This is a genomic window from Anabaena sp. UHCC 0204, assembly GCF_009711975.1.
Classification (GTDB): Bacteria; Cyanobacteriota; Cyanobacteriia; order Cyanobacteriales; family Nostocaceae; genus Dolichospermum.
Window position 1 is genome coordinate 1 of sequence record NZ_VIKW01000052.1, and the last position, 17878, is coordinate 17878.

A 17878-nucleotide genomic window follows, 5' to 3' on the forward strand; every position below is an offset into this window, starting at 1 on the left:
AGTTACAGGGGACGGGTTAGCAGGTTTATTTTACTTATTCTTACTCGCAGCTTACACTTAGAAAAATTTATTGCAAGCAACTTGTAGTATACTTGTAGTATACCATCAGCTATTAAAACAATCGCTACGCCATAGACATTACAGCTATTAATAATAAATTTGTACTAACACTTTTCCCCAACTCTTGTAGTACGTTTTGTAACATATACAATTTCTTTGGGGGAATGGAAACTGCTTGTATTTGTACGTAGTTCGTTTTTGGGTTGCTGCGGTGGGAGCGAGACAGTAACCTGTGTAAAACGAAACAATAGATGATAAAGTGACAATGATCTACCTCTATTGTTTTATGCTGAAAACTATTCTTATTGCTTCTTTGTTGACGTTACCTACCCTTCCTAGCCTTGCCCAACAAGCAGATCCGTTATGCTACTGGGAACTTAGCAATGGAAATAAGGTAAGCCTAGAATCACTTTGTAGGGGAGTTAGCCAATCCGTTCGATTATCTACTGCCTTACAGTTAACAGACGTTAAATTAAAAGGTGAAACTGAATACAAGGAAAGGGTATATTATATTACGGGAAAGATTACAAACAATACTAACAGGATGATCCAATTTATAGAAGTATTTTATACTACTTATAGAAAATCTAGCGGGTCACTAAATCAGAGTGATTCAGGTAAAGGATTTGTGGATAACGTATATTTGCCACCTGGAAAATCTACTAATTTTAAGCTTAAAGTAAAGAAGCGTTTCGATGTTTTCACAATTGATAATTTGGATGCTGTTCAAGGTTCAGTTAATATCAATACTTGCTTTGCTGGTTCAGTAGAAGATTATGATCTATGCAAATCTTTAAATACAAATAATATAGAGAGATATTAATTTTATGACTTTACTATCAGAATATTCAATCAGCACAATCTCAGTTAATCCAAACACCATTAGCCATAGTGGAACAGTTCAATCCTAACCACTATTTTTACTCTCTATATTTTCTCTACAGTTTGTTTATACTTCTATTTGTTTTCTCAGTCTTTTGCTTAAATTATTGTAACGACGGGCTTCTTTAATATCACCTGCTAACAGGCAAGCTCTAAACAGGTTTTGGTAGGTTGTAATCTGCGCTTCCTTCTGTTTTTTAAGTTTAGTTTTCAGTTGGGTAATTGTCATTGTGTTCACCTCATTTTTTTATTTCTATTATAACAAGAAATAGCAAGTAATACCAGCATTAGAATAATATTTGATGCTGGTATTTTGTTGTGGGATTGTGTAGGAAGGATAGAAAAAATCTATCCTTGATTGGTGGCAGAAGGGACTAATTACCAGTACGACCATTCCCACACTTTTAGAATATCTGCTGAAGCAGTCCCTAGTTGCCCTAAAAATAGCCTGATTGGGTAGGTAAAGCGATTGTCAGTTGCTAACACATAATTTAAAAGCTGTTCATGCTCCTGGACTGTTGTAGCGGCTTGAACCTTAACTTTTAATGATTCTAGTTCCTGGTTATATTCTCGCTGTTCCTGTTCGCGTTCGCGGCGTTTCTTTTCAGCAATACTATCAACGTCATCTACAACAATATTAGATACCCAGTCCGGTGGTGTAGTGTCAGCAGTTGGGGTGCGATCGCTCGGTTGAGCAGGATCTACCCCAAAATCAGCAGGTTTCGACCCCAAATCTACCCCAAAATCTACCCCAAATTGATTAGGGTGTATCTCTTGTGTAGTAAGGTTTTCAGCGTTTTTATCTACCCCATCTACCCCAAAATCATCTAACCTTTCTATATTTTTCACAGTGCCGTCGCCGCCGTCAGTATTTAAAAGTATTGTTTGGGACATTTCAGCGCGGAAATTGTGATCTATTTCTTCTTTTGAATTTTTTTCCAAAGGTTTAGAACAATTTGGGGTAGATGGGGTAGATGGAATGGCTGAAACTGTTGATATATCTGGTTTTGAGGTGTTTTCATTTTGGGGTAGATTTGGGGTAGATTTGGGGTAGATTTGAGGTAGATTTGGGGTAGATGCTGGGGTAGTTGCCATAGCACCGGGGGGAACATGAAGGGGAGCTTCACAAAGTATCATTTGCCTTGAGTTAGCAATAGGCTGTAGGGACTGTAAAGATGCTGGTTTGGTGACTGCTGTAGTTGATATCCCTATAATGTGATCCGCGTATTGGCTTGAGTTCCCAACCCTCAATTCTGTTATTTGTAGTTTGGGGAAAACTTCTTTTAATCTGGGTAATAGCAAACGTGCGTTTTTAATATACTTATCAGATGGTTTATGTGGTTCACTCCATGCAGCATATCCTTTTGACTCATCATAAATTTCCTGATTCTTATACCATTGCATCAACTGTTTATGTAATTCCCCAATCCTGATAGGTTTAGCATTGGGGTCATAATGCCAATTTAGATCCTGTGCAGCTTCAAACAGGTGATTATTGTCAATTTGGATATTTTCTAATGCTTCCTTGGTGCAACTGTAATCAATGCCCTCTACCATCAACTCTTGCAACCCTTGGATCATGTAGTTCAAAAATGCTGGACAAACTTGATTAATCAAAAATTCCTGATCATATTTGAACCGAGGATCAGCTAATTCCTGATTGGGATTTGCAGGATCATAGTCTTCCTGTTTAACGAATGACTTGTTAAACATCAGGGGAGCAAATCTATCTAATGCAGCTTGACCTGTTCCAAATAAGTTGGGTAGTTCGTTGAGGTTAAAAAGTGCGATCGCATTAGGAACATAATCAATCCCATCCTTAAACAGATATCGCTCTGTTAAGGTATCTCCAGTGGCGAACCGCTTCAAACTTAAACTGTTATCTATTCTTGTGGTTTTACCGCTTTCAGATGCCCAATTTACCCTAGCTTTAGATAATCCTGCTAGACTGTTTTTGTTGCCGTTGTCGTAGTCGGTAAAGTCGTTTAGTGAGAAATTGCTTACAGTTCTTGACCCGTAAATTAAACTGATGACTTCCCTGATAGAGTCTTTACCATTGCTACCACCACCAATACAAAACAGAATTTTAATTAAACGCCCCTTAAATTTCCGTACTGTGGGCAGGTCTAATGATGCTCCTAAGTTCCTTAACAAAACTTGCAATTGTTTGTCATCTAAACATCTTAGGAGTTGATCACAATATTTAGTATCTGCATTGGGGTTATATGTGATGATCGGTTCTGATGTAAAGAAGTGCTTTGTAGGGTCATGTGGTTCTAACTTAACTATGGGTTTATTATGTTCCCAATCAATTACTACTACACCATTTGTACAGTTAATTCCTATGGTTTTGTTAAACTCTTCATGACTTACTGCTAGGGATATCTGCGCCCATTTGAATACTTCATTAGTTGATTTTGTGTTAGCAAAGGGGTATTTTATTTCTACTTTCCCGTTTTTATCCTCTACATAAATCGCGTAGGAATTACAAAAATCTCTGATTTGCTTTAGTACCAAAGCTGAATCTAATTCTTTATGATATTTTCCCTGCCACTGGTAGAATTTTTCATTTACACAAATATGGGAATCATCAAATAATTCTTTTAGTGATATTTGGTTAAACGTAACCATCGGATCATCAGATGGTTTAGTGTTGTCCACTGCTAGGGTTAATAATGGAGTTTTTTCTAAGTCCTCAATTTGTTGATAAGCAGTAGGGTTATGTTCCTTAATCAATTCCTTGAACTGCTCTAAATTGATATATCCAAAATTAGAAATATCAGTTAGTTCGTCAATATCTTCTGATTCTTTGCTGATTTGCCCCCAATAAGCAAATCTAGGCTTAAATCCTTGACTCTCAAAGTATTTGTATTCCTTGTGCCATTTAAGGGGTATCCCGTCGTTATTTAGAACGTCTCCTGCGTCAAGGCATAAATTAATAATTTCTGATTTTTCCTTAACCAGTGGTAAAAACTTAGCAGCATGATTTTTTGATGTATTCCAATATCTTGCACCACCTAAAACGGGTAAGTCATATTTGAGGTGTACAATTACAGGTTTTAATTCATTACCTTCAGTAACGAAAATACCATGATCAAAATAGTTGTTATCTTTGATCAAAACTGCTAGTGGTTGCTCACCATCTATATGGTATCTGGTGTAATTTTTATCGCTTACGCAGGTATACCTTTGATCGCCTTTTTTCTCAGTCAAGCGAACCTTAAAACCAACTATCTGATCAAGTTGTTTAATAGGTGTGAGGATGCCTTTACCAGATACAGCTAATTGCTTTTTATCGTGACGATATCCAGGTAAATTATCTGGCCAGCTATCCCCTACTAACCTTTGGAACGGAAATACTGATCTAAACCCCCAATCATCTATCTGTTGATCTGTTAGTCCTCTAATTTCTTTTAGATGAGTGCGATCACCTTCATTGAGTTTTAGTGTAGGGATAATTTTTCTGTTCCACAAATCCCTATCTTCCCTACTCATTTCTGGTTTAGCTGGTGTAGTAGGTTTAGTTGTTTTGGGGGACTGTTTAACCGTAGCTTGAGAGGATTGATCAACCTTTACAAATGAGTGGGAGCAATGGCTATTAGGGTTAGTTGTCTTAACGCACTTGTAACCGTTGATAATATCCCCTGTGGTTGCTGTGCTATTACCACATACTAAATTATTACCACTAGCAGAAACAGCGCACTTTTTAACCCATCCACAGACATGACAAGGATTTTTTTGACTAACTGTGGTTAAGGGGTCGTTGCTTTGAAAATTCGCTACCATCTTTTTTTTCCTTACAGAATAAATGTTTCAGGAAAAAAGACTGACAACTAGAACGCTTGTACTATCCCCATTTTTATGCTATGATGCTAATATAATTAACAATATTTAAAATATTTAGATCATCAAGCGGTCTGGGAGTCGTGTTACCGATAGTTAGAGCTATCGCACAGGTAAAGCGGTTTCTAGTCCGTCTTTTTTTGACGTATCTATGTCAGAGGAATTACCCCGACATATTTTAATGATACTACTTATTTTTGTGATTTCAACTTAGTACAAAGTTACCAAAATAATGTCAATACTTAGATTGAATAAGGGTTTCAGCCGCTTCAATCTTATAATAATAGTAGAGTTATTGTATTAGCAGGGAGTAAGCAAATCCTGTATTTATAAGGTCTAATCGCTACCTTCATGTTTTGCACCATACTATTAAAATCATCATTTTGTATTCCCTGATACAGTTTTATTATTCTTTGACCTTGTGATAATTAATATCAGTAATCATCAAAAATGTATTAACATGATACCAAATATTTTTTGAAGAAAGACTCCAAAATTTTATGAATGTCAGGGAATCTTGATAATTAGCTTGTAGTGCGTGTAACATCTGTAGTGCATTTGTGGTATAATAACAGTATTGTTATCTTTATCAGGTCATGAAAAAAGCTGAAGCAGAAATTTCTCAAGAAATTGCCTATCAATTTTTAATGTCTCCTGGTTTAAAATTTTGGTTCTTAGAACGATTTGATTCCCCAGCTTTCACCCAGCCTTATGACAAGTTCATGAAGTCATTTAGCAAGTTCCTCCGCATCAAAGGAACAGGGAAAAAATATTATTTTAAAGTCGGAGATATGATGTTTTCCTTCATGGTGAGTCATGCTGGTGATTTAATCTTGACTATGGGTGAAGGACAACAAATATCTGGATTTGCCACCTGTCCTTTAACATTCCCCCTATAACTGATATACAGCGATATCTAGCGATATTTGATATACTGAATATCAAAGCTATAGAAGAAAAAATTATTATCCTGTTACCCCCAAATAATTTTCTAGTAATCCCCTCCGACTGATATAAAAAGTCGGGGGGAATTTGTTTTTTTTTAGGATACAAAATTTTCTATCCTTGAATGGGAATCAGTTTAAATATTTAGTTTTCGTGGTTCAGGTGGTGAGAGGTGCGATCGCACTCAAGAAGTTTGATCACTTTTGTTTTTTTCATCTTCTAGCCATAGAGTCATTGCTTGCTCTAACCCTTCTCCTACACTTAACTGCTTTAGGGTGCAAGCTGCTTTAAATCTAAGGCATACATCTTTTTTAACGTCTCCTGATATCTGTATGTAGTTAGGATCACGTCGTTTTGCTGCTGACATTTCTAAAAATTCATTCATAAACATTACCACTAAATTTTAACCTCACATGGTAGAAAAATTTTTATCTATCATGCACACACTCTAACATAATATGCTAGAATGTGAGCATGAAAGACGAATCAATGCAACTACCTTACATCCTTGTAAATCCTGCGGGTTAAGGATTTGGATTAAGTGCAACGGCTTGACAAGTCCACACGATACTGCATTTTTACCCTAGTGCAATGACTAGCACTCAGATCACAACCGTGAAAACCTTATTAATTCGTGGCGTGAACTAATCAGCACGGTAAAAATGCAGAAACACGATAACGCATTAATGCTTATGGAAAATCCCAGATCAATCTATGAAACCCTCACGGGTAAACGATGCAGTGACACTCACTGGTCAAAAATCAAAAGGTTAGCTGCTAGTTCCGATATCCCACTGGATGCCGAAGGATTAAAAGGGTTAATTGCACTCAGAAAAATCAATCCCAGATACTTCAACCTGTACCCAGAAATCAGAAATCAGTTGTCAGAAATAGGGTTAAGTTTAGGGGATTTTGGAATAAGAATATCAGGAGAAAATCTAGTTAAGTTGATAAATGAAAGATTAAACATTTCTCCTGATATCACCACAGTTTACCGATGGTTTTATCGTGCTAATACCACATTTAAACGTAAGCAATGGTACGACCGGAAAACCGCAATGATGGTATTGACTAACGCACTCATCTATAAAGCTAAAAACCACAGAATAGGAGCATAAACAATGTTAACCACAGTTGCTAAAAAAGTTCAATCACGTCTAACTCGCAAAGGTGTAAAGGTAGTTTTAGGTGATGTTAAAACCCAATGTGAGGCAATAATTAATGACATTGAAAACCCCACAGAAGCAGAACTTTTAGCAGTTCAAGATTACTTTATGAGTAACGCCACCCAATTAACAGTAGTTGACAACTTACCCACAGTAGAGGAAACATTAACCAGTGAAGCTGTAGACACAGTAAACAGTGTAGACAATGCTATCAATACAGCATCTATACAGGATATAGATAGCATTGATTTATACACTAATGAAGCTGTTTTAGATACTGAGAACCAAACAGCGATCGCACCTGTCACCAAGTCGGAATTAGTTGCTACTACTGCGGGGAAACTGGGAATTGTTCTCAACACTGGAGAAATAGAATTGATCGCCCAAAACGTCAATTACTCATCTGATGATTTACAGGATTCACTGGAAGAAATAAAGAGCGCGATTATTGCTTTTGTCCGTCACAAGATAGCTCTAAACTCCCAAAAGATTGACGACACATTACAGGAAATAACCCAAGTAGCCACAGACGGATTTAACCAAAATAGTCAACAATTAACCGACGGACTACAGAACATAAACAAACAGCTACAGCAGCAAAGAACCGACTTTAAAAGTAAGGTCAAAGCTACCCTCTCAGTATTCCAATTACCCGCAGCGTCCTAACTTCAAAGTCAAGATTAATCCTATTTGGATAATAGGACTAATTACCGTAATTGCTGGTTTAACTGCTATTGATAGCTTCCGTTTTCATAGCAGTATCCAGAAACCAGATCACCGTTATTTTACTGACCCTAACAACTATCTGGAGTTGAAACCATGAAACAGTTACCCGCCGCAAAAGTTCCCAAACTAAAAAATCATGTCCTACCCAAAGGTAAGCTACTCACCAAAGTTCTAGGAACAAAGTTTGGTGTCACACTCAGTGATTTTGATAAAGCAATGGGTGGAGACATAGCAGCAGCCCAAAAAATAGGAGAGTTGGCACGGCAAGGCAGATTATCCAGTGATTTAGCACCTAAACTAGCACAAGCTTATTTAGAAATTATCAACGGTTCAGAGTCCTATAACAAAGCTACAGCCGATATTTTACTACAGGCTGGGAAGAGTGCCATAGCAATTGATAAAGCTGGTTCACAAGTCATGTTAGGACAACAAAAGTATGTTCACCAAAGGCAAGAATTAGCACAGGAATTTGTACTATCCAAAAATACAGAAAATACCCGTCATAACTACCAGATGAACTACACCCAAATTAAGGGATATGTAGATGCTCACTTGGTAGGAGTAGATCAACAAGTGGCTATTTTGGAACAGTCAAACAGGCCAGAAATTAAACAAGTTGCGGCTGATGAACAATACCAGCAAAAGACTATGAATGAGGCATTAAATAAGGGTGAAACAGCCCGTTATGATCTAATTCCTGAGAAGAATTACAAACAGGGAATTATGGGGAAAATAGCAGAAATTAGAACAGCTTTAGGATTCTAATTAGAATCCCCTCGGTAGCTACGAACTACCGGGGGGACTTATCAGGTCATTATTTTTACTACTCCTATGCTAACACAATCTACACCACCGGATCTAGATTCTATTCTTAATGAAGATGACGACGGACAGCTACCGGGTGAAACTATCAGATATTTGACTCATGTTGAAAATAAACTCTATGCAGATATTCAAGCTCGGAAACGAATAGATAGCGGTTTATTATTTTTGGCTTGTCAAATATCATCCTGTAGCCTTAGTTGGTTATTGTTTCAGTTACAAGTCACCCTTACTATTATTCAAGTTGCCAGCGCGGTTGTTAGCTTACTACCTGGACTGATTGACGTAGGGGATAGTTTTAATTTTTCAATCAGTTCTGACTCATGGGAATTTTCACTAGGTAATAAGCCATTAATAGGCATAGTAAAATTAGCTATTGGTGGAGCAGTTTCATTTTCCGGTACAAGTAAAATCACTTCAGAAATTATCCAAACTCAACAAGCGATCGCACAAACCTACCAAGAAATCAGAAGCAGTGAAGGGTTAAGCTTCCAATTGCCAAATTTAGGATTTAGTTTGTTAATTGCCTTGTCGAGTATCGCCTTATTAGGAATGGTTAAAAAGTTTTCATTTAATAATAACCAGGAGAACAATAGCAATGATTAGAAGCATCAAATCATTTATTCAAATCATGCTGTCAGGACTAATTACAGCGATATTTCTAAATTACTTAATAACTGGATTTGTAGATATTGTATTTAACATTAATTCAGTTTTGATGTGGTTGCAACAGTCTAACGTAGGTGAGTTTATTTACAGATTATTTGGAGGTAGATAATGCAAGAAATACACCAATTTAACCACCAATTAGTTAGACAACGCCGCAGTTCTACCGTTTTAATCGGAATACTTTTAGCATCAGGATTTATTGCATCAGTGCCGATGTTCTCAGATAGCATCAAACATGAGGAGACGTTGTACTGTAATGTGAAAGATACTTGTAGAGGCTACAACGTTAAGCGAGGTATCAGTTTTTTGGTTGACCGTGAGAGACGTAACCAACTATTTGATAATTCCATCAAAGTAGTGAAGATTTTACCACCTGAAGATAGTACAGCGGTTAATTTTGGGCTATGTGCTAGTTTGTTCCTGTTATCTGCTTATGGTGTTTCTAAAGCACTTACAGATAGTCAGGAGAAATCAATACATAGTCAGTTTAAGCTACTAAAAATCAAAGCACTGGAGACGGATATTATAGAACAAAATCACATTGATTTATTTGGGTTCTCCAAAAGTAACCAAGCTGAAATTACTAAACAAGTCATAGCACGTCAAACAGCAGAAACTATACAGCAGCTAAAGTCAGAAGGTGAGGTACAACTAGACCACCTAAACGGACAATTACAAGGTCAATTATCCCTAAAGGGTCATCAACTCCAGTTATCAGAACTTGACAAAGAAACTGCTAAAAACAACCTTGAGACTTTAGAGGTACAGCGCAAAATTGACAAGTTAAATAAACCAGTCCAGGACGCTAAAACACCTACTCCAGATGAACAGCTTAAAACTTCATTGATTGACGCTCTCAAGGGTCATGAGGATGGGTATTTGTGGACAATCATTAGCAGTTTAAAACCTCTATGGTTAATTGGTAATCAAGGTTCAGGGAAAACTTACACATCAGCAGCGATCGCACTCATCAGGAAATACTGTCTTGATGCTCCTATTGAATATTTACTTGATAGACACGCCACGGGGGATAATGCCGATGTTTGGAAATTTCTATTATCCAAAAACATAGCAGAAATCGAAGAAGATATAGCTTCTACAATGCAAGATAATATTACATTTTGGGGGAACAGGATTAAGGCTAAACCCAATGATAAGCTACAGGTGATTGTAGATGAGTTTACAAATCTAAGAGGTTTAATAGGGGAACTTGCTGACACCTGGTTTAAATTATCCCTAACAGATACTAGAAAAGCGAAATGTTATTTACTGGGAATTACTCACAATGATACCAATAGCAGTTTTGCAGAAGGAACGAAAGACACTCGTAAAGCAGGAATGATACTAATACAAAAGTTTAGTGCTAATGGTGAAACACCACTACCTAGAATCGTTGTTAGGTATGGTTTAGTAGATGCTAATGGGAACAGTTTGGAAGATATTGAAAAGACATTACCAAGCTGGTTTCACCCACAGAAAATACATGATCATTTTAATGGTAAACCGTTAAATTTTGAAGAATAAACCTCAGAAACAATAAATAAAACCACCTATTCTTTAACTGGTTTAGGTGGTTTTATTTATTGGGGCATGACTTGAGGATATAAATATTTTCTATCCCTTGATCAAGAAATTCTTGTCAACACTATTATTCAAGCTATCAAAATCAATTTCCTCAATTGGGAGTCGTGGCAATAAAAAATTATTTTCCATATCTTGATAATTTCTATCATCCAAAATCCTGACATCTTTAAAGCCGATGCTTTCTAAAAAATTAATAGCTTCTGATAATTCCCCATCATAGAAATAGCGGTAATCATTTTCATCTAGTTGGAGATCAAAAGCAACCAATTTATTAAAAAAATACCTGACATCAACCCTAGAAGGTGGATTTGTTGCCGTAAAATAAACTACTGTTTTCATTTTGCTTACTCTTGTGGTTTTTTATTGGGGCATGACTCAAGGATACAAAATTTTCTATCCTTGTTTGACAATCAGCTTAAATTTTGGATCGCTTTCCTTAATTCCTGGTATATCAAATCTTCACCCCTTGCTTTAGCTATTCCCATGATCCGGTTCAGGTCATCTCGCAAGGATAGAGAATTATTTGTATCTTTGTCACTGGCACGGGGGACTTGCTTTGTGTGTTTAGTCCAAAATTCTTTATCACTGCTAAAAATATCCTTTGCAACTTCATTTAAGGTGTAGGAATCAGGAATACTTTTACCAAGATAGATTTGCCTTTTACGCTGGTTGACTGTGCGGACTGCGTAGTAGTATCCTTTGCGGTTTACAATTGACAAAGTGCCATAATCAGTGACAAACTTTGTGACATTGTTTGACATTACTTTGTCACCTTGATAGCGAGATATTTATCTTGCTTCTTACCATCTGGTTTAGTGTGTTGACCCTGCTTTTTATTGCCATAACCTAAAGCATCCAGAATCAGATTAAATCGAGCGATAACATAACCCTTGGGAGAAACTTTAATATTTAGTTTTTCAGATAAATAACTCACATTCTCAACAATCTTCTGATTAATACCTGACTCAATCAGCTTATCTTCCCAGTATTGATCGCCTGCTAATATGTCAGCTATCCCTAAGAACTTGCTCACATCTTCAGGAGTAACAGGTAATTGGTGATTGGGAACAATAAGCGGATCAATCTTCTCAGATGATTGGTTATTGGTAATTGGTGATTGGGGACTAGGAACAGTAGGAACAGTTGCCGGGGGATTTGATTGTAATTCCTCAAACTGCTTTTTTAGATCCTGTAGTTCCTCTAGCAGTCCGTTAAATTGTCCCATTGTGGCAGCGTAGGAAGTAGCGATCGCCTCACCAATTCCCCCATCTGCTAATGATTCAGCTATCCTGTTGTCAATATCTTGTATTGACAATATATTGATATTCTGTATAGACATTTTAATCTTGTCATCTATACGTTTATCAATATCCTGTATTGACTGGCTAGGGTTATTAACCTCACTGGATGTATTGACAACTGGATTATATGTAATGACATTACCAGTATTGACAACTGACTTAATATAGCTGATTAGTAAAGCAGTGGCGGTAACATTATTTTCCTTTGCATAACCTTGGAACACTTCCCACAGTTGACTATCAACCCTAAAACTTGCTAGTTTATCGGCACTCATAGCTGTATATATTTTGTATTGATTTCTGTATTGATTATAGTAACTATCCATACAGAATGTCAATACATTATTGTATAGATATTTGTAATGATTTTAGTTAGTTTGTCATGACAATATTTATGGTAATTGTATTGACAGATTGTATGGATAACTTATATATTATGTATAGACAAAACAAAAGACGACCGTCGCCCTTACCACAGTTTAGCGATCGCCTTTTGATTCAATTCGATGATGGAATCTAACAATATGATAACACCAGAAACATCAGCAGCCGCAGCCCAACTAGCAGCACATTATCGGATTATGGGAGGATGGGATAATAGTCAAGCTATTGCTGAAGCAATCGAGAATAACGACTCTACCGAGTTACTACTGCTCACCAAAGGTTTATCCCCACAGGCATTACAGATAATAGATCGTCTGTTGCAAGCCGTCGTCAATGTCCGCAACTATCGCCACTTGGGCAAATAGGAGTAGGAACTATGACACACACAGAACGCAACCGGATCAAGCAACTGTTAAAAAATACCTTTTGGCAGTTTGAAGATGAATCAGATTTTGATATCACGCCCAAACTGGTTAGACAGTTCGCGGTTAACAACCTACACCCTGATGTAATTGAAGCAACTGCTATTAATTTAAGTGGTAGAGGATTCTGGACTAGGGTAGAGAAACTTTGCAACTTGACCCTACACGCTAGGCACTGGATTAATCTTACCAAGTAACGCTTAAACTCATAACCCACTACATTGTAATTTTGTAGTGGGTTCTTTAAAAACCCCCAGTTTGACATAACCCTAATTATGTCAAACTCAAATTTCTAAGAAATAGAACAAAGGTACTAACAAGATGGACGCTTTAACTATTGCACAACCAACTGAAACTAATCAATATGCAAATAAATCTATTGATGTATTACTTAATATGTGGCTACATGGTAAAGCAGCGGCTACACAAGAAAGTTATAAGCGCATAAGCAATGAATTTTTAACTTTCACAAATAAACCATTGGTTAATACTGGACTAGATGACGTGCAAAACTTCTTAGATAGTTTGGAGTCATCACCAAACACAGTTAAGACTTACGCAAGCATAGTTAAATCATTAATATCTTTTTGCCATGAACTAGGAATCATGAAATATAACGTTGCTAAACCTGTCAGAACGTCTAAACCTAAAGACTGTTTAACCGAGCGCATTATGTCAGAACAGGAGATAACCCTACTGATTCATGGTGAGAACAATACCAGGAACAAACTTATATTAAAGATGTTGTACTACTGCGGGTTACGTGCTACTGAGTTGGCAGGGTTAACGTGGGGGGATTTAAGTGATCGCACTGGGAACGGACAAGCGACTATATATGGTAAAGGTTCTAAAACCCGCGTCGTCATTATCCCTACTCAACTTTGGCGTGAGTTGGAACAGTTAAGGGGTGATGCTGGTAAAGCAGATCCGGTTTTTAGAAGTAGACAAGGTAACGGTTTCATGACCCGCGCTACAGTTTGGAACGTCGTCAAGGTAGCAGCAAAACGGATCGGACTTGATAACCCTAGTCCCCATTGGTTGCGACATGGACACGCTTCACACTCATTAGATAGGGGAGCGCCTATTCATTTGGTTAGTCAAAGTTTAGGTCATGCTTCAGTTGCTACTACCAGCCGCTATTTACACGCTAAACCTAGTGATTGCAGTAGTTTATATTTAGGTTGATTAATTGGTAATGGTTTGGGACAATGAGGAGAATACCTAAGCCATTGCACTATTTGAGGTCAATCATGGCTACATACAAACAAATTCAGGAGTACATCAAAACCAAACATCAAGTCACAATAAAAACCTGTTGGATTGCTCACGCTAAAGAACAGTTAGGACTTCCAATTAAAGCATCTCAACGCAGTTCTGAAGGAAAACCAAGAGTTTATCCTTGTCCTGAAGATAAATTACCATTAATTAAAGAAGCTTTTGAATATTTTCATCTTTTATAGAAACTCCTATGAATAGCGATAACACTGCTCAGGAAACTAATAATAGATAAATTAAATAGCTTAGACCTACTCACATCTTCACATAATTAAAATTCTCATAAGATACTTGTTTATGTTTGTTTACCTACTTAAATTCGGCGACACTACTGTATATAAAATCGGAATGACTAATGATTTTTATGGAAAGAAGGGAAGCAATGGAAAGAAGGGAAGCAGAGGAAGATTACAAACAATAAACAGCAAACAAGTACCTTATGAATCAAAAGAAATCCACAAAATAGAAGTAATTAATGCTATGCCAATAGAAAAAACTCTACATCATAAATATGAAGACTATAGATTTAGGGGAGAGTGGTTTGAACTAACTGATGAACAAGTAGAAAATGTCATACAAGACATGAATTTTCTTCAATTTAATGAACAAATTTTATACAAAACTGATTATAGCAATATACCTGTAAAAAGTGCAGATATAGACCTAATACAAAACAATTTAGAGACATATTTAAAAAACGGAAGACATAATAAAGGTCAATTATCTTTAGATAAGCAGTTTAAATTAGTTCAACTCGCTTTACTCAAAGGTTGCATCTCTACAAATCACCTTTTAGATTTTGGAATTAAATTTTTCCTTGAAGAAGATTATGAATTAGCACTTGTATATTTTGACGCAATGATTGTTTTTAAAGGAAAAAATACAGGAATTGCTTATTTCTGGAAAGCAGAAACTCTTTTTCATAAACTGAAGATACAGTCAAGAAAAGAATCTAATGATCAATGTGATACTGATAGTGAATATCAACAAGACATAAAGCTTATTCACAATTGTTATACATCGGCATTAGCCATATTTGACTATATTTCGTCTACTATACCCAGTCTCAAAAATCGGTTGAACTTAGCTCGTATTTATCATGCTCTTGGTTTATTTCTTCATGATTACATGGACTATACTGGTACAACCGGATTTTCTGAAGCAATACATATATATAACAAATTCAATTGTATAAATACTCGTAACATTGTAGTGCGTGACGCGAATACAAGAGTCAAAAATGCAGAATATGATGCTACCCAAATATATCATCTTGATCTAGAAGATTAATTTCAATCACAACTTGTACCATCGTTATCTCTATTAACAACCTGACAAATTTATTTGTCTACCAAGTCACTGGACAAAGTAAAATTGTCAAGTATGAAACTGGACAAACCAAGATGGACAGTCAAGACACAGAATTAATCAAAATCGCTACTCTACAAGGAAGATACGGTTTAGAGTCACGTCAAGCGGTATATGACAGAATCAACGGACTGGACATAAAACCAGTGGCACGGGGTAAAATATCCCCACAGCAGTTAGAGCTACTGGACAAACTAGACAAGCATATTAGGGGCGGGGGAGCGATCGCAGATTTTCCTATTCACCCTGAAGTAGAAGTACCAGCACTGGAAAAACTGGACAATCAACTAGACATACTGGACAACCAACTAGACAACAGCGAAAACCTTACCGCTATTACCGTTATGGCTGGTTTGGTTGAAAAAATGATGGGGTATATCGGCAATAAGCGATCGCCCCTGGTGGAATATGAGGAACTAGAAAAAGCTGTTACTCACAAGTGGATACTGAGTACAAGCAAGGTAAAAGAATTGATTGGTGTTACCCCAAGGGTAGGTAGGGATGAATTGACCTTTGTATGGGGTAGCTTTACCTTCACCAAAGCGGGTAAGCTGGGTAATCAGATGGGGTGGGTGGTTAGTAGAAGTTAGCGCAATTTTCGATACTGTTTAACCTTACAATTTAATCTAATTAACACAACCAACAACAGAACTTTATGTTAGTTCCTAAGCATTTTTTTAATTATTTCTAAACTATCAATGTATTCTTTTATATTACATTGTTTATAATACTCTTTAGCAGTCATATTTATACAGTTAAATTCTCCATCTTCTAAATATCTAGCTACCTTACTTTCTTCAAATAAAAATCTATAATTTTTATATAATTCATCTTCTTTACCCTTGGATGGAGAAATCTTTTTAACATAAATTAATCTTAGGCGATGCGGTGATTTGTTGCTGTCTGTAGGCTGTAATTTATATATTTCACCTCTTTTATTGGCATAATCGTTAACCCAATGTAGTGCGGCATAAAAATACATAATAATAGCCCATTCAGGTGAGTCTGTTTGGGCTTTTTTAGCAATTTCTTCGTTGAGTTTAGCTTGCTGTTCGTAGATGCTCTGCTTGGACATTTGTTAAAACAACTTTTTGGTTCTTATTAGTATTTTCAAAGTTTTTGACTACTCTAACTCCAAGATCCCAATCTTCAACATTGAAAATACTATCAAGTTTTCTTTCAGTTTTTATTGCCAAAGAAATTGCTGTTTTAACGAGCTTTGTTCTTGAGTCAGAATCTACATGAGATAATATTTGAAACACTATTTCATGTGAACTGTTATCCTTATTTCGTAATACCCTAACTCCCTCAACATTAGGTAATTCTTCCAACTGCTTTACTAATTTTTCAATTTCTGTTAATTCAGGTTCATAGCGTATTTTCTCAACAGTAAACGGCCAAAAACTCTTCAAAGTATTTTGTACAGTGAAGTGAATATCGCTTTTAAAATTTTCTAGGTTTAGAGAAAACATTTTCGCCTCCTGATAGATCAGAAGCCATAAAGCTCCATAGATAAGTGACTTTTATCTAGAAGCAAGCAAAAATAACAGATAAGTAAAACTAATCTGTTGCATGGCTTTTTGCTGTTTAGATACTTTTATTTACATCCTTAATTTATAAATATACCTTTAATTTGTAGGTATACCTCTAAATTTAGATATATATCTATAAATCAAGGGTATACCTTTAATTAAAGATATTTTTATAAACTTTGTCAAGTTAATTGACTCCAAAAATGGCCAATCACTGATATTGTCTATGCTTATCCTGCACAGATATCATACCCATGCGATACTCTAGCCTTTTTTAAGTTTTTATGAAAAATGATTAAAAAATCTTATTCTTTTTAAAAAATCGGCTTTTGTCTAGTTAATTGCTGTTTTCTTGAGATAAATGGAGTTTTGAACCGTGTAAAAAAAACTATGCTTATATACATAATTAATCACATATAATCTTGATTAGGCTCTACCCGTGCATTTTCAGGAGTAGAGAGGTCGTAAAATGGAGATTTAACGACATTAGGCACAGGTGACAGCATTGATAAGGCAGAAACAGCCCCTAACACCTGTTCATCACTCACTTCTAAATATCTTTGCAACTGTTCTAAATTCCTGTGTCCTGATAATTCCTGAATTACCCGCAGTGGTATACCAGCGTTACTCATCTGGGTTAAGGCTGTCCGTCGGAAGCTGTGGGTACTAACTCCAGTGATTCCTACTTGCTCACAAGCTTTCCTTAAAATCCTTGCTGCTGAATCGTGGCTTATATGTCCGTTGCTCCTACCAGGGAACAGGTAATCATAACCTGCTAGTCGGTAATGTTCAGCAAGTAACCGCCGCAGGTCTTCAATTACTGGGATGGAACGGGTGGCCAGTTTTCCCTTGGTGTTTGATTTTCTGATCACAAACAGTGGTCTAACTTCACCCTTGGG

22 protein-coding genes are annotated in these 17878 nt (G+C 36.5%); 13 read left to right on the forward strand and 9 right to left on the reverse strand.

Features of this window, described 5'->3' with window-relative positions; genetic code table 11:
• Positions 1–346: 346 nt before the first annotated feature.
• Positions 347–883: a hypothetical protein gene (locus FJR04_RS23160; RefSeq protein ID WP_168499254.1), complete on the forward strand. Its 537-nt coding sequence runs from the start codon at positions 347–349 to the stop codon at positions 881–883.
• A gap of 126 nt (positions 884–1009) precedes the next feature.
• Here FJR04_RS23160 and FJR04_RS23165 read toward each other — a convergent pair whose 3' ends face one another.
• Positions 1010–1171, reverse strand: coding sequence for a hypothetical protein (locus FJR04_RS23165; RefSeq protein ID WP_168499256.1), 162 nt, complete (start codon positions 1169–1171; stop codon positions 1010–1012).
• Between the two features lie 149 nt (positions 1172–1320).
• Positions 1321–4728 carry a hypothetical protein gene (locus FJR04_RS23170; RefSeq protein WP_168499258.1) on the reverse strand — a complete coding sequence of 1136 codons (3408 nt, stop codon included), beginning with the start codon at positions 4726–4728 and terminating at the stop codon, positions 1321–1323.
• A gap of 653 nt (positions 4729–5381) precedes the next feature.
• Between FJR04_RS23170 and FJR04_RS23175 the strand changes: the two genes are divergently transcribed.
• Positions 5382–5684 (forward strand): hypothetical protein, encoded by a 303-nt coding sequence (locus FJR04_RS23175; RefSeq protein WP_168499260.1) that lies wholly within the window; start codon positions 5382–5384, stop codon positions 5682–5684.
• 230 nt (positions 5685–5914) lie between these two features.
• Here FJR04_RS23175 and FJR04_RS23180 read toward each other — a convergent pair whose 3' ends face one another.
• On the reverse strand, positions 5915–6115 hold the full coding sequence (locus FJR04_RS23180; RefSeq protein WP_168499262.1) for a hypothetical protein: 201 nt from the start codon (positions 6113–6115) through the stop codon (positions 5915–5917).
• 277 nt (positions 6116–6392) lie between these two features.
• On the opposite strand from FJR04_RS23180, the gene FJR04_RS23185 reads away from it, so the two are divergent.
• From FJR04_RS23185 to FJR04_RS23205, 5 genes are all read left to right on the forward strand, one after another.
• Entirely contained in the window at positions 6393–6848 is a 456-nt protein-coding gene (locus tag FJR04_RS23185) for a hypothetical protein (protein WP_217359495.1), read from the forward strand.
• Between the two features lie 3 nt (positions 6849–6851).
• Positions 6852–7562: a hypothetical protein gene (locus tag FJR04_RS23190; protein ID WP_168499266.1), complete on the forward strand. Its 711-nt coding sequence runs from the start codon at positions 6852–6854 to the stop codon at positions 7560–7562.
• A 153-nt stretch (positions 7563–7715) separates the two neighbouring features.
• Complete coding sequence (locus tag FJR04_RS23195) at positions 7716–8387, forward strand: hypothetical protein (RefSeq protein ID WP_168499268.1); 672 nt, start codon at positions 7716–7718, stop codon at positions 8385–8387.
• A 66-nt stretch (positions 8388–8453) separates the two neighbouring features.
• Positions 8454–9050: a hypothetical protein gene (locus FJR04_RS23200; RefSeq protein ID WP_168499270.1), complete on the forward strand. Its 597-nt coding sequence runs from the start codon at positions 8454–8456 to the stop codon at positions 9048–9050.
• Between the two features lie 171 nt (positions 9051–9221).
• Positions 9222–10637: a hypothetical protein gene (locus FJR04_RS23205; RefSeq protein ID WP_168499272.1), complete on the forward strand. Its 1416-nt coding sequence runs from the start codon at positions 9222–9224 to the stop codon at positions 10635–10637.
• 90 nt (positions 10638–10727) lie between these two features.
• Here FJR04_RS23205 and FJR04_RS23210 read toward each other — a convergent pair whose 3' ends face one another.
• From FJR04_RS23210 to FJR04_RS23220, 3 genes are all read right to left on the reverse strand, one after another.
• On the reverse strand, positions 10728–11036 hold the full coding sequence (locus FJR04_RS23210) for a hypothetical protein (RefSeq protein ID WP_174763575.1): 309 nt from the start codon (positions 11034–11036) through the stop codon (positions 10728–10730).
• A gap of 71 nt (positions 11037–11107) precedes the next feature.
• Positions 11108–11458, reverse strand: a complete 351-nt coding sequence (locus tag FJR04_RS23215) for a hypothetical protein (RefSeq protein WP_168499274.1) — start codon at positions 11456–11458, stop codon at positions 11108–11110.
• Positions 11458–12273, reverse strand: a complete 816-nt coding sequence (locus FJR04_RS23220; protein ID WP_168499276.1) for a hypothetical protein — start codon at positions 12271–12273, stop codon at positions 11458–11460. The genes FJR04_RS23215 and FJR04_RS23220 overlap by 1 nt, the downstream gene beginning before the upstream one ends.
• Positions 12274–12522: 249 nt before the next feature.
• On the opposite strand from FJR04_RS23220, the gene FJR04_RS23225 reads away from it, so the two are divergent.
• From FJR04_RS23225 to FJR04_RS23250, 6 genes are all read left to right on the forward strand, one after another.
• Positions 12523–12747, forward strand: coding sequence for a hypothetical protein (locus FJR04_RS23225; RefSeq protein WP_168499278.1), 225 nt, complete (start codon positions 12523–12525; stop codon positions 12745–12747).
• A gap of 11 nt (positions 12748–12758) precedes the next feature.
• Positions 12759–13001 (forward strand): hypothetical protein, encoded by a 243-nt coding sequence (locus FJR04_RS23230; RefSeq protein WP_168499280.1) that lies wholly within the window; start codon positions 12759–12761, stop codon positions 12999–13001.
• Between the two features lie 124 nt (positions 13002–13125).
• On the forward strand, positions 13126–13989 hold the full coding sequence (locus FJR04_RS23235) for a tyrosine-type recombinase/integrase (RefSeq protein WP_168499289.1): 864 nt from the start codon (positions 13126–13128) through the stop codon (positions 13987–13989).
• Positions 13990–14054: 65 nt separating this feature from the next.
• Complete coding sequence (locus FJR04_RS23240) at positions 14055–14264, forward strand: hypothetical protein (RefSeq protein ID WP_168499291.1); 210 nt, start codon at positions 14055–14057, stop codon at positions 14262–14264.
• Between the two features lie 112 nt (positions 14265–14376).
• Positions 14377–15369: a GIY-YIG nuclease family protein gene (locus FJR04_RS23245; RefSeq protein WP_168499293.1), complete on the forward strand. Its 993-nt coding sequence runs from the start codon at positions 14377–14379 to the stop codon at positions 15367–15369.
• A gap of 113 nt (positions 15370–15482) precedes the next feature.
• A complete protein-coding gene (locus FJR04_RS23250) occupies positions 15483–16037 on the forward strand; it encodes a hypothetical protein (RefSeq protein ID WP_254445359.1) in 555 nt (184 codons plus the stop codon).
• 68 nt (positions 16038–16105) lie between these two features.
• On the opposite strand, the gene FJR04_RS23255 is transcribed toward FJR04_RS23250, so the two are convergent.
• The 3 genes from FJR04_RS23255 to FJR04_RS23265 all read right to left on the reverse strand — a co-directional run.
• On the reverse strand, positions 16106–16522 hold the full coding sequence (locus FJR04_RS23255; protein WP_168499295.1) for a hypothetical protein: 417 nt from the start codon (positions 16520–16522) through the stop codon (positions 16106–16108).
• Entirely contained in the window at positions 16488–16919 is a 432-nt protein-coding gene (locus FJR04_RS23260) for a M20 family metallopeptidase (protein ID WP_168499297.1), read from the reverse strand. The genes FJR04_RS23255 and FJR04_RS23260 overlap by 35 nt, the downstream gene beginning before the upstream one ends.
• A gap of 470 nt (positions 16920–17389) precedes the next feature.
• Positions 17390–17878 (reverse strand): tyrosine-type recombinase/integrase (locus FJR04_RS23265; protein WP_168499299.1); only part of this gene is annotated, 489 nt, incomplete at its 5' end.